Here is a 13,406-nt window from a genome sequence, read left to right on the forward strand (position 1 = left end):
GTACTGAAAATACCAACAATATTTCCTTCTTCTTCCGTTTTAGACATTTGGAAATGAGGATAATAATGAATCAAAATAATCACAGCCCCTAAAAAAGCCCCTAGAAACTGTGCAACGATATAACCAATAACTTTTCCTTTTGCAAATAATCCAAAAGCAGCAAAAGCTAAGGTGACAGCTGGATTTAAATGACCATCTGCACCAAAAGCACCAGAAACATAGACACCAAACGCTACAGCTAATCCCCATCCAAAACAAATGTAGAGCCAGTCAGCGCCTTTGGCATATGCATTTTTTAAATTCACACTAGCACTGAGTCCAATCCCGAGTACAACTAGCACCATTGTCCCCATAAACTCACCTAAATATTCTTCCATAAAGATACTCCTTATTTAATAATTTTTTCAATGATGCTTTTTAATTCATCATCTGTGGGTACAATTGGATTTCCTGGGAATGTGCCATCTTCTTTAGCATGTTGCACAAGCCAATCCATATTCTCAAGAACATCCTTTTCTGAAATTCCAAATTCTTTAAGGTTTTTAGGACAATTCATTTCACGCATCATTCCAAAAATATGCTTTTGTAGCCGTTTGATTAATAAATTGTCACTTAATGTTGGTGTACCTATATGAGCTTTCGTAATTGCTCGGGCATATTTTTTGGCTACTGCTGCATCTTGAGCATTAAAAGCAACCACATAAGGTAAAAGCATTGCATTAGCTAAGCCATGCGGAACATGAAATTTAGCTCCTAGTTGATGAGCTAAGGAATGGCAAATCCCTAGGCCAGCACTATTGAATGCTAGTCCAGCAGCACAAGAAGCTTCATGAATTCTTTGGCGAACCTCTACATTTTCTCCTTCTTGATAGGCAGATACTAATTGATTTGAAATTGTGTCAATTGACTTTTCAGCTAAAGCATCAGTAAAAAGATCTGCATCTTTTGCTACTAATGATTCTAAAGCATGGGTTAATACATCCAATCCTGAAAAAGCTGTAACACTTTTAGGTGCACTCATCACCAATGTAGGTTCTAATAAGGCCACATCTGGAATCAAGTGGTTGTTAATAATCGGGAATTTCACTCCATTTTTCGTATCAGAGACAACAGCTGTATTAGTTACCTCTGAACCAGTTCCACTTGTTGTGGGAATTGCAATAAAGTTTTCTACCAAGGAGTAACCCATTTTTTCACCAAAAAAGCGAATAGCTTTTGCTGTATCAATGGCTGAGCCACCACCAATGGCAATCATCACTGTAGGCTTAGCTGATTCAAAAACCGACACACCTGCCATAATATTCTCAAGGGGTGGATCGGGTTTTACATCAGAAAAAAGGGTTACTGAATTTGTTGCAGACACATATTGTTGAATGTGTCTCAAACTCTCGCTTCCAGGTAAAAAGGAATCACATACCATCAAAACGCGAGCATTTTGAATTGTTTCTAGAACCGATAAGCTATCGGTTCCAGAATAAATTTTTGTGGGAATGATCAATTGATTCATTTTAATCTCTCCAAACTCTCATTGAAAATCCTTCAGGTGAATTCAAACGACGACGACGAGTAAATGTTTTAGCAGTTGTAGTTCCTTCTCCTGTTGGCGTAGAAATAGTTAACGCAGAAGCTCCGGTAAAGCCAACTCCAGTACCTGAATAAGTTGGACCGTTTACTACAAAGATTGAAGTATTGATTCGGTGCGCTGCTTTGTTAATGTTTGGTAGATATTCTGAGTGGATAGAAGCAGTATGGTGGTTTTGACCTTCCACTTCAACAGCAATTGCCAACATTTCATCAAAGTCTTTTGCTGAAACAACCGGTACAATCGGCATCAACATTTCTTTAACTACTAACGGATGATCTTTTGGTGCTTCTAAAATGATTAATTTTGGCTGACCAGTATAACTGATTTTAGCTTCATCCAAAATAAAGGTTGCATCTTTCCCAATAAATTTACGGCTTGGTGTACCATTTTCACGTAATGTGATTGTAGTTAACGTTTCGATGTCTTTAGGGCTTGTGACTAAAAAAGCACCTTCTTGTTGCATTAAGCGAATTAGCTCGTCCTTAATGCTTGCCACTGCAACAACTTCTTTTTCAGCAGTACACAAAATATTGTTATCAAAAGAAGCCGAATCAACAATATTATGAGCTGCAAGTGCTACATTAGCTGTCTCATCAACCATTGCTGGTGGATTACCAGCACCAGCACCAATCGCTTTTTTACCACTCGTCATTGCTTGATGAACAACACCAGGGCCACCAGTTACTACTAAAGCAGCAATATCTGGATGTTGCATCATTTCTTGAGCAGCTTCGATGGAAGGTGTTTCAATGGTAACTACTAAATTTTCTAATTTTACAGCATCGTAAACAAATTCATTAATTTTTTCCACGGCCCAACGAGAAATCGCCTTCGCACCCGGATGGACACTAAAGTAGACAGTGTTCCCGCCAGCTAGCATCATGATGGCGTTGGCAATTACAGTTTCAACTGGATTGGTACTTGGTGTAACTGCACCAAGTACTCCATATGGGGCATACTCATACATGATTAAACCACCGTCACCAGTTTGAACTTCTGGGGTTAAGTCTTCAGTACCCGGTGTATTAAACAAAGCGTTTTGTAATTTTTGGACTTTGGCTTCTTTTGTGCCCATGCCCGTTTCTTTCACAATTTCTTCTGCAATATATTCTAAGGAGTTTGTAAATCCTGCTTTGATTGCTTCTACCACTTTGTTCCGTGTTTCAATAGAAGCATCAACGTAAATTTCTTGAGCTGCTTTAGCGGCAGCAACTGCTCCATCAACAGTAGGAAATACCCCTTTATTACCAGAGCAGCTTGCAGTAGTTTGTTTATTAGCTAATTCTTCAGCCAAAATTTTTCTAATTTGTTCTTCAATTGTTGCCATGATTTATTCTCCTTTTAAGAAAGCTGCCACTGCAGTTTCACAAATTGTTTGATCTTCTGAAACTAAACCTCCACTAACGCCAATTGCTCCAATCATCTTTCCTTTAAAACAGATTGGAATTCCGCCAGCAAAAGTGACTAATTTTCCCTCTAACATTGTTTCCATTTGGTAAAGTTCGCCACCAGGTTCTGTCTCTTTATTTAAATCCTTGGTTGGTGCTTGCATCATCAAGGCTGAATTTGCTTTTTTAGGTGCTAGGGTCAAACTAACAAGTTTGGCGTCAGCCATCCGATAAAGCATTCGAGGATTACCCGCTATATCACTAATACAAATCGTTACGGGCACGCCCAATTGTTGCGCTTTTTCTTCAGCCTGATCAATGGTTTTTTGTAAGTTAGACTTTGAAAACAGAGCCTCTGATTGAACCATTATCAAAGCTTTTTCGACTAATGAATCCACATTATTCACTTTGTTCACCTACTTGTTTGACATATCGTTTAACTATTTCATTAATTCGTTGTTCTTCTTTTGCGTTATTGTCCTCATCACGGGCGAGAATGTACAAACAATCAGACAGACGATTGACATATTGCAATAATTCTGGACGCAATTCTACATCTTCTGCCAGTCGAACCAGCATTCGTTCCCCTCGGCGACAAACTGTACGGGCTAAGTGAAGATGAGCCCCTGCAAGACTCGTTCCTGGTAAAATAAATGAAGTAATTTTTGGTAATTTTTCAGTATAACGATCAATTACTGATTCTAAACCCGCAATATCTTCTTGAGAGATCTGTTGACTTTTATCATAAAATTTACTCGTGTCTGCTGTCGCAATTTCACCAGCTAACTGAAACATCTTGTATTGTATTCTTTCTAATAACTCAACGTTCTCATCGCGCTGACAATGTTTTTGAGCAACACTTATATAAGCATTGCATTCATCAAAAGTGCCATAGGTATCCACACGATCCGAATATTTTTTTACTCGTTGACCATCAAAAAGACTTGTTGTTCCTTTATCACCTGTTTTAGTATAAATAGCCATGCACACACATCCTTACTTATTAAAACGATCAATGATTCCAACAATTGCACAGTCAACCACATCTCGATTTCCTGCAGGTTCACGTTTTGTTTTACGTGCTCCTGCTCCTTTGACTAGTAATACGTATTCCCCAATTCCGGCACCTACAGTATCTGCCGCCACTTCTTCATAACGAATCTCATCGCCATCACTGTTTACTTGTTGTACGATCATTAACTTTCGGCCAACTAAAGAGTCATCCTTTTGACTAGCTTCAATTGAACCTACTACTTTCCCCATATACATGATTCATCGGTCCTTTCCACAATTGTGATCTTTTTTTGCTTAACTAATTCAAAAGCCTCAGCTGTAAACTGTTGCTGGCTTGTTTTGACAAGAAAGGATTGATTTTTAAGGAGGAAAAGATCTTCACGTTTAATTAGTTTAGTCTTAAACGCCACCACGGAATTTCCAGCTATTTGAAAGCAAATCGGCCATTGAATTAACATTTTCCAAGGAACAAAGGAAAGGACGTATTCGTTTATGTCGAAAATAAAATTAATCTGATAAGAAATACCCGTCAAAATCCAATCCGTCCAAGGATCCTTTTGAAAATTGTAAAGATCATGAATCAGTGAAATAGGAACTTGAATCAACCCAATTTGATGATAGTCAAAAAAAATCTTCTTATGGGGAACGGACTTAATTGAAAAATCTTCTTGGCAGACTATCTCCAACTGGGCTCTCGCCCTTTTGTCGAGACGGTTAATAATTAAAGAAATTAGTTTTTCTTCCTGCATTTCATGCCTCCTAGTTCTCCATTGCAATTCCTAATGGCGTAACAAACTGAGGATGAAGCGGACGTAAAACGGGACGATCCATGACTTTAGCAAAGGTTGGTACAAACTCTTCAAAATTGGTTGCACCACCTACTAATATGACGGGGTCTGTTTTTTCGGCAACAACGTAGCGGTTGGCAATGCTCGCCATTTTTTCTACAACAGGTCGAAGGATTCCGAAAATTTCTTTTTCTTCTTTTGTTTCACGCTTTAAAATTTCTGCATCCGTTAACGATATTTTTTTCGCTCCAGCTAAAACTAAGGACATGTGATAGCCTCCGGTAGCTTCATCAAAAGTAGAAATTGCATTGCCATTTTTGAAATTACTGATTCCCGTAGTACCACCACCAATGTCAATCACACTACCTTGATTGATTGCTAAAAAACTAGCTGCTGCAGTTGGTTCGTCAATAATTTTTTGAGCTATAAAACCAGCGTCATTAATCACATTTGCAACCACTTTTTCGGCGTTTACCCCCGTTCCTGGAGGAATTGCCCCTGAAGCATACAGTAGCTCGGTACCCAACGCTTCTTCTGCTTGAGCTTTTAATTTTTTAACAATTTGAACCGACTCCATGTAATGAACCACAATACCATCGCGAACAACATCTGCGTATTGAAAAGCGCCATATAAAGGAAGATTATCTTGATCTAAAACAGCCAAAACAATCGAGGAGGTCCCCAAATCAATCCCGACTTTGAGACGTTCATTTGATGAAACTTTTCGAACAGCTTTTTGCTGTTTTACAATCCTTGCAAATTGCTCCAAAATTTTATTTGACTGTTTTAAATCCATTGGTTGCTCTCCCTATTCTTTGATTAGATGGCCAACTGTACCTTTACCAACATTTGCTGCATTTGCTTCATCTGTATCAATGTGCATTTCCAAAACAAATTTAGGATCTGGCCGAACTACTACATCATCATAAATTGTTTTACGTCCTTCCGTAGCAATTTCAACTTTCACTAATTCACCTTTTTTTACACCAAAATTTTTGGCATCTGTATCACTCATATGAATATGACGTTTTGCGGCAATCGCGCCTTGAATTGCTACTTCTCCATCAGCTGTTTTGACGGTAACGGTTGGGGTACCAGCTAAATCTCCAGACATTCTGATAGGAACAGGCACACCAATTTGACGAGCCTCAGTTCGAGCTAATTCCACTTGAGAATGGGCACGACAGGGGCCTAAAACACGAACTCGTTCAATTGTCCCTTTTGGCCCTACAACGGTGACTGTTTGATTGGAAGCAAATTCACCGGGTTGTTTCAAAGGTGCTTTAACAGTCATTTCTTGTCCAGGAAACAAAATTGCAAAATCTTCTTTCGTCAAGTGGATATGATGATTAGAAACACCAATCGGAATTACCGGCTGGCTTTCTTCAGCAATAATCTTCCGAATTAGATTTCTTAATTCTTCTTCATTCATTTCATTCATCCTAACTTTGTTCTATCTCTTAATCTTTTTTAGGTAAAATTCCTTCTACATCTGTATGAGGACGAGGAATAACATAAGAGGCACAAACTTCACCGACAGTTTCTGCTGCGCTTGCACCTGCATCAACTGCAGCTTTAACCGCACCAACATCACCGCGAACCATAACTGTAACTAAGCCAGAACCAATTTTTTCTGTTCCAATTAAAGTGACGTTTGCTGCTTTAACCATTGAATCAGCAGCTTCAATCGCTGCAACTAAACCTTTTGTTTCGATCATTCCTAATGCGTTGTTCATAATAATTTCCTCCAATTTATGCTTTCTTATTTTTTAATTCGTCATAGTGAATACAAACTGATCTTGCTTCTCCTTTTTTTCTAGGACAAGCGGGATCTTTGCAGAGGTTGCACGTGTAATACCCCTTTGAGGTTTCTGAACTCTCTGCTTCAACTAATACTGATTCTTCTGGAGTTTCCTTGGCTAATGTCTCCAATTTTGCTTCAATCACATTTTTTGTTTCTTTATGCGTACTAGCATCTAATCCTTTTTTTAGCCAAATGTCTGCCAGACCATCTGCCATACGAGGAATCACCAAGGCTGCGATTAATTGATCTTGGGCTTTGGCAATTGCTTTACCGGCTTCAATACCAGCATTTACTGCACCAACATCACCGGTAATTTTTATCGTCAACCAGCCGGATCCTTTTGCACGCTCGATTCCAATGATTGAAACAGTTGCCGTTTTTGCCATGACATCGGCAGTCTTAACTGCACAAGTAAAACCAACTACTTCAATTATTCCTAATGCTTGATTCAATCATTTCACTTCCTTTAACCCCTTAAAGGGAATTCCCTTTACTAACCGTGCAGCGTTAGTTCCTAGTTTCATTAATTCTTCAGTGGATAAGCCGATTTGGAACAATGGCTCATCTGCTGGTAAATTTTTATAATGCAACACGGCCTCTTGATTATTTACGACTACCCCAACGGATAAGGGGGAATTTACTGCCAATTCATACGCGGCTTCAACAATTGTTAATTTGGTTGTAACAACCTCTTCGTAAGGGATTCCCTCTTCTTCAATCCCATATAAAATCGGGGTTAACAAAGCGTCTTCCGTCATTTTAGTAACAAAAATCGTGGGGCGAACTGTCATTTCTTATCTCCCCTTCAATTCATTTGCATAAGCTAAAATCAAACCAGTAGCCACTGCATTTCTAGGTCCTTCAATGCCGCGAATATTTCCCCGTCCAGCAACTAAAGCATAATGGGAAAGGGAATCAGTGACTAATTGAGGAACTTCAAAATCTAAAGCAGAGCCACCAACAATCACTACAAAAGGGATATCCCGGATGTTGCCTGTCGGACTAACATGAGCAAGAGCTCTCAACGTATTCGTGACAAAAACCCTTTCTTTTGCCGTTTGCCGGACTAGCTTAACTTTCTCAATACTCAAGTCCCCTGGAATTGGCACAAAACCATCAGGAGTGATTACTACCGTTTTAGCAAAAACATTAGCTGGTAAAGCTTTATCAAAAAACTCAACCGTTCCGTCTTCATGACGAATATAGAAAAGACTTTCAACTTTTGCTAAAGGATACTTTTTGATTTCTTCTGCTAGATAGCGATCTTCTATCCCTAGCTCAGAATTGATAATCATTGTTACCATATCTCCAGCACCAGCTAAATGAATCGCCGTTGTCTCTCCAGCCTTGTTAATGATTGAGGCATCCGTCGAACCAGCACCTAAATCAAGAATTGCCAATGGCTTATTGGTTCCGGCTGTCGTCAACGCTCCTAAGATAGCTGCTTCTGCTTCAGCCCCCCCAATTTCCACTTGAATTCCCATGTCTTTTTGAATTTCCTCAGCAATTAACGACATTTGCAAATGATCTGATTTAACCATTGAGGCAATTCCGACTGCTTGTTCAAGTGAAAATTCACCAGCTAAACCACCTTTAACATTCAACGGAACAAAAGTATCTATCGCTAATAAATCTTGAATAAAAATATCCTTTAGATGTTTATTAGTTAAATTTGCCATAGTTTGACGCACGCGTTCCAACATTCCACCAATATTAGTCCCTGATTCCCCAGTAACGTTATCAATTGAATGGAAGCTGGAAATAGCCTTCATGATTTTTTCCGCGCCGGCTGAAATCCCGACTTTTTCCGTCCGTCCTTCACCACGGATCACTAAGTTTCCCGCTGGAATAATTCTGGCTTTCACATCTCCTTGCGGGGTCTTGATGACTACAGCTGAGCGGTTCCCAATCAACGCCCGGGAGACTGGTACGATGTTTTTAGTTTCCTCAGAGGTCAACTGAAACACAGTTGCAATTCCATATGGATTAGAAAGCTCCGAGATTACTTGTCCCTGACTAGCTACTTCCACCGCCGCCAACATATTCAAAGGTACTTTATCAATAAAAGCGACTTCATCCACAATAGGTATTTTATGATTTAAGCGATTATGAATTAAGACACCATCGTCTTTTTGCAAAATTGCAGCTGTGATATCAAAGTCACTCATTACATACAAATTGATTAGTTGTGCTGCATCATCGAAGTCAATTTCTTTCGGGACAACCACGATATACTTGCGTTCTTTATCACTTTGGTGAATCAAATCAGTCAACGAGATGGTATAGCCAATACCTAACCCTTCACCACCAGGAGTCTTGGGATCGTGGCCAATCATAGTGGACTCCGTGATAATGGTTTCAGTTATGGTCTCCATTGCCACATCACCAATGACCGGTGTTGCCTCATTAATACGAATTAAATCAATTTGCTCAGCAGTGAGATTGGCTTTTTTCAATACTGCTTGAACCGCTTTTTGGATACCTATCAGGTTTCTTTTGGTTCCTTTAATTCCTGTAGTTTCAGAAATTGCCGAGGCAATAAAGTTTACCTCGCCGTTTTCAAAAACATCCGCTAAGGCAACTTCCGTCGAGGAATTACCAATGTCGACACCTATGATTTTTTTCATCATCAGTCTCCTCGTCTAATTGTCTCCTTTAAGCTTTTTCCGTGATTCATAATGTTCAGCTGCTTCACGAACAAAGTTGGCCGTGATTTTAGCCTGGTATTTGGTTTCTAACTCATCTGCCATGGCCAACAATTCTGCTTTACTTGAACGATAAGGACGTAATTGTCCATACATTTCCAATAAGCGTTCATCGGGAATAACCGTTAATTCTGCTGCTCGGGCAAAGTTTTCTTGTAATGCTCCACGACTAGCATCATCGGCAATTTGACCTTGGTAGTTTAAAGTTTCACTAGTAATTCGTAAATCTTTCCCATCCACTTCACCGGCTAAGACTTTCTCTAAGGTAATGTCATTGATTCCCTTACCGCTAGGCGAAAGTACCAACTCAGGATGTTTTTCAAATAACGGATAATCACTACGTTTCATTACTTTAGTAGCTGTTGTTGTTTCTGACTCACTACTTGTCGTTGCTTCAGTCATTTGTGCGGTGATTCGTTTGATTAATTCATCAATTTCAGCCATTTTCTTCCCTCCTATGCTTTGGTAAAGTCTAATTGAATTTCTTCAGCAGGTTTCCCAATTACCACATATTTTGTCTCTTTAATGTGCATCAATGCTGATTTTGCTTGATAGGCAACTCGCGACATTTGATCACTAACAGTTGGTACCGGATCAGGGGATTCACCTTTTGCATATTTCGCCGCATTTTTTCCAATTGCACGATAAGTTTCTAGTGTTAAGGTTGGCGCTTGTGGGAATAATTCAAGGTTTGAAAGTGGTTCTAAATCTTTTTGATGAATAATCGTGGTTCCTTTTGACTGAATCGCGATTGAAATTCCTGAACCAGAAATACTATCTCCTTCAACTGCTGCAAATGAAACATCTGCTGTTCGATAAACTTTAATTACTCGTGCATGGAGACCTTCTTCTTCAATGCCCGCAATCATTTGACGTAAAATTTCTTGATGAGGAATGCCTAAAAGATTTTCTGACATTGCTTCAGCAAATCCTGGAGCAACAGCAATTACAACTTCATCTTGGGCAACGCCTGGTTGTGCTACACCGAGATGTTTAAACCAAGGCAATTCTTTAAGTGGAGTAGGAACGCCATTTTCATTTGCAACTTTCTTAGAAACAGGTTTTGCTACATTTTTTTCAATCGTTTCTTTAAATGTTACTGGTTTGTCTTCCAATGGCATTTCTTTTAAAACATCCTTAATAATCGCCCGCAATAGTGATTCATTGATGGTTGATTCTGACATTTTTTCTTCTCCTTTCTCTCTTTATTAAATAGAACGTGGGTCCATCGCCATCGGGATATCCTTAACTTGTTCCCATTTCTTGCCTTCTAAACGATATCCTGTTCCTGGCCCCATGTAATCATTGCTATCATTGACAGCAGAGATAACATGCCATTGATCATCAAAAATTGCAGAAGTTTGCAAGAAGTCTCCAGCTACCCGTTGTTTTAATAAATTCAACACTTGTTCGGCAACATCGCGGAAACCACCGTTGGCTAACGCTTTGACAATATCTGCACCATCTAAATGACGATCCAATAATTCTTGAGCAGCTTTCATATCTTCCACTAAATTACGTGCTGGCATATCTTTTGAGCCATGGGCATAAGTAGCTGCTTCGACTTCTTCGTCGGTGATTTTGGGCAATCCCAATCCTTCAAAAACAGCTTGAATTGCACGAGCAGCTTTACTACGGATTTTAATAACTTCCTCTTCTGTCACTGGACGAAGCCCGCCATCAACTTTTAAGTCACGTTGGAAAACGAGATAGTCATCCACATCTTCAATGTCGGTATTTGAGCCGGCAAACATATTGTCATAGTTTGGTACGGCAGAATAACCGCAGGAAATAATATCGGTACCAGGTAAAAATTGGCACATTAGTTTTTCAGTTCGGCGCATATCAGAATGTGAAAAGGCTTGGTCATTTCCTGAAGCAACTTCTAAGTCCATCATGACGCAGATGAGGTTTTCAGCTAAAACAGCCCGAATCCCTGAAGGAACGCTTCCGGGAATGCCGATACAGCTAACGGCACCATTTTGTAAGCCTTGAACACCACTTGCTTTCGTAATAAAAATACAACGAGCTTCAAGATACAGCATTGATTTTCCTTCTGCATACCCCATCATAACTTCTGAGCCAGAACCTGAAGTAAAGCGCATTTTTAGTCCTCGAGAAGCGTAGCATGAAGCTAAGAATCCTTTAGACCAAGGTGTATCATCGCCATCTGTAAAGACTGGTTCTGTCCCATACACTGAAATTGTTTCTGCATATGAAGTAAAGCCTCGCATACCTAAGTCAAGTTCCAATGCTTCTTCCACAGAACACTGGGTTAAAACACCAGGACGCCCCACTTGTGACCCTACCATAATTGAAATCGCATTAAATGGTGCATATCGAGCAACAGCAACCGTTGTTTCTTGTTCAGCAAATCCTCGCAATGCTCCTTCTGCAGCATCAGCAGCAATTTGCACTGGATTATCTCTCAGATTGGTAACGTGGGATTGAGTTGCCACACTACGACGTGGATGCATTTTTTGCATTGCCATCATCATTTCCACAACATTCATTTGACTAACAACATCTACAACCTTTGCCGGGGTCATGGATAACGTCAATTGAACGATGTCTTCTCGAGCCACGTTTGGATTACAAAGCATATTAGCTAATTCAACGGAATCCATTGCTAAAACTCGTTCCGCATTTTCTTTATCAATTCCATGTTCCGCAATATATAAATCAATCAAATCAAAGTCTTCACGTTTTTTTCCATCAAGTTCAGTGATTACACCGTTTTCAACTTTAATGCTGGGTTTTGGATCATTAGGGCTTTCCATTGCGATAAAACCTTCATCAATCCACTCTTTAACAAACCCATCCTCGTGAATGGGACGTTTTTCAAGTACTTCAAATCGTTTTGAGCGTTTCATTTATTACCCTCCTATCGACGCTAACATGCTCTCCACCTTAAATATATGAAGGAAAATCATTTACAGGTTCACTACCTAGGGTATTTAACAAGTCAATTCCGACTTCACGAGCCGCAATGACGGCTTGACGTACAGCACCGGAATCTCCTTTGATGTGAATGGTTACTTCGTTTGAAAAGTTTTGTCCGTATTTAGGGGAAGCATAAGAAATAACTTCCACATTGGCAGCTTTTACTGCTGTATCTGCCATCACTACGCCAATCGCAGCAGGAGCCGCCGCAATTAAGCCATACGCTTTACCAACTTCTGCACCGAAAGCTTCAGCTAACGCATAGCTAGCTCGCGCTGAATATTGCAATTCGATATGTCCAGCTTCATTGTTATAAACATCCCCAAAGGTCCGTTCGGTTTCTTTCAAAGTCACTTCTACCGCCCGCCGAACATCTGACACATCTTGACCACCGAAAATAATTAACACACCATGGCCACCGCCGCCTTTAGTATCGCGGGGTAACTCAACGCTAACAATTTCAGTATTTGTCGCTTTAACTGCTTCATCAGCAGCAACAATTTGAGGGCCTGCACCTGAACGGGCACCCACAATCCCTAGTGAACGATAATTTTTTTTAAGATGCATTGCTTCAGATAGATGATTATCGACATTGGCAATAACTAAGCCAATCGTATCTCCAACGGGTGCGGTTCCGACAAATTCAGTTAACGAACTAATTTTTTTATCCATGTGGGATTCCTCCTTTTTATTATCAATTTGGGAAGAATCAGTAGAAGCAATTAAACGTTCCATAATCTTATTGACTAATTCTTCTTCAACATTCATGACTATTCACTAACACTTTCTGGTAATAAACTTTCCACATCACTATGTGGACGAGGAATAACATAATTTGAAACAACTTCACCAATTGATTCAGCAGCTGAAACTCCAGCATCAACAGCGGCTTTCACAGCACCTACATCACCACGTACCATAACTGTAATCAAGCCTTGTCCAATTTTTTCTTGACCAACTAGGGTTACATTGGCTGCTTTGACCATTGCATCAGCAGCTTCGATTGATGCCACCAACCCACGAGTTTCAATTAATCCCAACGCTTCTTGTTGCATAGTATTGCCTCCTAAAATATTTTTTTGACAAATTGATTATAAAAAAAAAAACTATAACAAAAATGTCATAGCTTTTTTGTGATTTTTTTTTTTTAAGACCAATAACGACCATTTTGCTATTATT

18 protein-coding genes are annotated in these 13,406 nt (G+C 39.7%); all 18 read right to left on the reverse strand.

Annotated features, from left to right (window positions below; all coding sequences use genetic code 11):
- Positions 1-377, reverse strand: a 377-nt coding sequence (locus AB5754_RS08565) for an MIP/aquaporin family protein (protein WP_368259549.1), incomplete at its 3' end; no start/stop codon positions are given.
- An 11-nt stretch (positions 378-388) separates the two neighbouring features.
- Positions 389-1,507: a 1-propanol dehydrogenase PduQ gene (locus AB5754_RS08570; protein ID WP_368251246.1), complete on the reverse strand. Its 1,119-nt coding sequence runs from the start codon at positions 1,505-1,507 to the stop codon at positions 389-391.
- Position 1,508: 1 nt separating this feature from the next.
- A complete protein-coding gene (locus AB5754_RS08575; RefSeq protein ID WP_368251247.1) occupies positions 1,509-2,912 on the reverse strand; it encodes an aldehyde dehydrogenase family protein in 1,404 nt (467 codons plus the stop codon).
- Positions 2,913-2,915: 3 nt separating this feature from the next.
- Complete coding sequence (locus AB5754_RS08580) at positions 2,916-3,341, reverse strand: heme-binding protein (protein WP_368251274.1); 426 nt, start codon at positions 3,339-3,341, stop codon at positions 2,916-2,918.
- A gap of 31 nt (positions 3,342-3,372) precedes the next feature.
- Positions 3,373-3,957: a cob(I)yrinic acid a,c-diamide adenosyltransferase gene (locus AB5754_RS08585; RefSeq protein WP_368251248.1), complete on the reverse strand. Its 585-nt coding sequence runs from the start codon at positions 3,955-3,957 to the stop codon at positions 3,373-3,375.
- Between the two features lie 12 nt (positions 3,958-3,969).
- Complete coding sequence (locus AB5754_RS08590; RefSeq protein WP_368251249.1) at positions 3,970-4,242, reverse strand: EutN/CcmL family microcompartment protein; 273 nt, start codon at positions 4,240-4,242, stop codon at positions 3,970-3,972.
- Positions 4,224-4,736, reverse strand: coding sequence for a PduM family microcompartment protein (pduM, locus tag AB5754_RS08595; protein ID WP_368251250.1), 513 nt, complete (start codon positions 4,734-4,736; stop codon positions 4,224-4,226). The genes AB5754_RS08590 and pduM overlap by 19 nt, the downstream gene beginning before the upstream one ends.
- A 10-nt stretch (positions 4,737-4,746) precedes the next feature.
- Positions 4,747-5,571 carry an ethanolamine utilization protein EutJ gene (gene eutJ, locus AB5754_RS08600; protein WP_368251251.1) on the reverse strand — a complete coding sequence of 275 codons (825 nt, stop codon included), beginning with the start codon at positions 5,569-5,571 and terminating at the stop codon, positions 4,747-4,749.
- Between the two features lie 12 nt (positions 5,572-5,583).
- Positions 5,584-6,207 (reverse strand): phosphate propanoyltransferase, encoded by a 624-nt coding sequence (locus tag AB5754_RS08605; protein ID WP_368251252.1) that lies wholly within the window; start codon positions 6,205-6,207, stop codon positions 5,584-5,586.
- Positions 6,208-6,235: 28 nt separating this feature from the next.
- Positions 6,236-6,514: a BMC domain-containing protein gene (locus tag AB5754_RS08610; RefSeq protein ID WP_368251275.1), complete on the reverse strand. Its 279-nt coding sequence runs from the start codon at positions 6,512-6,514 to the stop codon at positions 6,236-6,238.
- Between the two features lie 13 nt (positions 6,515-6,527).
- Positions 6,528-7,031, reverse strand: a complete 504-nt coding sequence (locus tag AB5754_RS08615) for a BMC domain-containing protein (protein ID WP_368251253.1) — start codon at positions 7,029-7,031, stop codon at positions 6,528-6,530.
- Positions 7,032-7,370 carry a glycerol dehydratase reactivase beta/small subunit family protein gene (locus AB5754_RS08620; protein WP_368251254.1) on the reverse strand — a complete coding sequence of 113 codons (339 nt, stop codon included), beginning with the start codon at positions 7,368-7,370 and terminating at the stop codon, positions 7,032-7,034.
- Between the two features lie 3 nt (positions 7,371-7,373).
- Positions 7,374-9,206, reverse strand: a complete 1,833-nt coding sequence (locus AB5754_RS08625) for a diol dehydratase reactivase subunit alpha (RefSeq protein ID WP_368251255.1) — start codon at positions 9,204-9,206, stop codon at positions 7,374-7,376.
- Between the two features lie 15 nt (positions 9,207-9,221).
- On the reverse strand, positions 9,222-9,728 hold the full coding sequence (locus AB5754_RS08630) for a diol dehydratase small subunit (RefSeq protein WP_368251256.1): 507 nt from the start codon (positions 9,726-9,728) through the stop codon (positions 9,222-9,224).
- A gap of 11 nt (positions 9,729-9,739) precedes the next feature.
- A complete protein-coding gene (locus tag AB5754_RS08635; RefSeq protein WP_368251257.1) occupies positions 9,740-10,468 on the reverse strand; it encodes a propanediol/glycerol family dehydratase medium subunit in 729 nt (242 codons plus the stop codon).
- A gap of 24 nt (positions 10,469-10,492) precedes the next feature.
- A complete protein-coding gene (locus tag AB5754_RS08640; protein ID WP_368251258.1) occupies positions 10,493-12,157 on the reverse strand; it encodes a propanediol/glycerol family dehydratase large subunit in 1,665 nt (554 codons plus the stop codon).
- A 37-nt stretch (positions 12,158-12,194) separates the two neighbouring features.
- The gene (gene pduB / locus AB5754_RS08645; protein ID WP_368251259.1) at positions 12,195-12,995 is read right to left on the reverse strand and encodes a propanediol utilization microcompartment protein PduB; all 801 of its coding nucleotides are present in this window, start codon (positions 12,993-12,995) and stop codon (positions 12,195-12,197) included.
- A 2-nt stretch (positions 12,996-12,997) separates the two neighbouring features.
- Positions 12,998-13,282 carry a BMC domain-containing protein gene (locus AB5754_RS08650; protein WP_368251260.1) on the reverse strand — a complete coding sequence of 95 codons (285 nt, stop codon included), beginning with the start codon at positions 13,280-13,282 and terminating at the stop codon, positions 12,998-13,000.
- Positions 13,283-13,406 lie beyond the last annotated feature (124 nt).

It is taken from the genome of Enterococcus sp. 2201sp1_2201st1_C11_2201SCRN_220225 (genome assembly GCF_040925905.1).
Classification (GTDB): Bacteria; Bacillota; Bacilli; order Lactobacillales; family Enterococcaceae; genus Enterococcus_C; species Enterococcus_C asini_A.

Bases quoted from the DNA above. Each gene is read 5' to 3' on its own strand.
- AB5754_RS08640 (WP_368251258.1), bottom strand. From the start codon at position 12,157: ATGAAACGCTCAAAACGATTTGAAGTACTTGAAAAACGTCCCATTCAC.
- AB5754_RS08625 (WP_368251255.1), bottom strand. From the start codon at position 9,206: ATGAAAAAAATCATAGGTGTCGACATTGGTAATTCCTCGACGGAAGTT.
- pduB (WP_368251259.1), bottom strand. From the start codon at position 12,995: ATGAATGTTGAAGAAGAATTAGTCAATAAGATTATGGAACGTTTAATT.
- AB5754_RS08585 (WP_368251248.1), bottom strand. From the start codon at position 3,957: ATGGCTATTTATACTAAAACAGGTGATAAAGGAACAACAAGTCTTTTT.
- AB5754_RS08575 (WP_368251247.1), bottom strand. From the start codon at position 2,912: ATGGCAACAATTGAAGAACAAATTAGAAAAATTTTGGCTGAAGAATTA.
- AB5754_RS08580 (WP_368251274.1), bottom strand. From the start codon at position 3,341: ATGGTTCAATCAGAGGCTCTGTTTTCAAAGTCTAACTTACAAAAAACC.
- AB5754_RS08605 (WP_368251252.1), bottom strand. From the start codon at position 6,207: ATGAATGAAGAAGAATTAAGAAATCTAATTCGGAAGATTATTGCTGAA.
- eutJ (WP_368251251.1), bottom strand. From the start codon at position 5,571: ATGGATTTAAAACAGTCAAATAAAATTTTGGAGCAATTTGCAAGGATT.
- pduM (WP_368251250.1), bottom strand. From the start codon at position 4,736: ATGCAGGAAGAAAAACTAATTTCTTTAATTATTAACCGTCTCGACAAA.
- AB5754_RS08650 (WP_368251260.1), bottom strand. From the start codon at position 13,282: ATGCAACAAGAAGCGTTGGGATTAATTGAAACTCGTGGGTTGGTGGCA.
- AB5754_RS08570 (WP_368251246.1), bottom strand. From the start codon at position 1,507: ATGAATCAATTGATCATTCCCACAAAAATTTATTCTGGAACCGATAGC.
- AB5754_RS08630 (WP_368251256.1), bottom strand. From the start codon at position 9,728: ATGGCTGAAATTGATGAATTAATCAAACGAATCACCGCACAAATGACT.
- AB5754_RS08635 (WP_368251257.1), bottom strand. From the start codon at position 10,468: ATGTCAGAATCAACCATCAATGAATCACTATTGCGGGCGATTATTAAG.
- AB5754_RS08620 (WP_368251254.1), bottom strand. From the start codon at position 7,370: ATGACAGTTCGCCCCACGATTTTTGTTACTAAAATGACGGAAGACGCT.
- AB5754_RS08590 (WP_368251249.1), bottom strand. From the start codon at position 4,242: ATGTATATGGGGAAAGTAGTAGGTTCAATTGAAGCTAGTCAAAAGGAT.